Source organism: Vogesella mureinivorans (assembly GCF_007644035.1).
Taxonomy (GTDB): Bacteria; Pseudomonadota; Gammaproteobacteria; order Burkholderiales; family Chromobacteriaceae; genus Vogesella; species Vogesella mureinivorans.
In genome coordinates, this window is the sequence record NZ_VMTV02000798.1 from 1 (window position 1) to 363 (window position 363).

General features: G+C 69.7%; 1 pseudogene. It reads left to right on the top strand.

What is annotated here, in order from left to right:
• Window positions 1-363, top strand: a pseudogene (locus tag FLQ44_RS23825) (hypothetical protein); the annotation flags it as partial.

Genomic DNA, 363 nt, shown 5'->3' on the forward strand with positions numbered 1-363 from the left:
GTACGCGTGCTGGAGCGCCGGCACGTCGGCGCTGGCGCCTCGCACGGCAACTGCGGCACGCTCACCCCCAGCCATGCGCCACCGCTGGCCGCGCCCGGGGTCATCGCCAAGGGACTGCGCTGGATGCTGAAGCCGGATGCGCCGCTGTACATCAAGCCTCGCATTGATCCCGCCCTGTGGCGTTGGCTGCTGCGCTTCTCGGCGCGCTGCAATCGCCGCGACTGGCGCGACTCCACGGCCAAGCGCGCCGTGCTGCTGAACGCTTCGCGCCAGCTGCTGGCCGAAGCCGTCGTGCGTCACGGTCTCGACTGCGAGCACAGCGATACCGGCCTGATCTACGTCTTCCGCACGCAGCAACTGTTC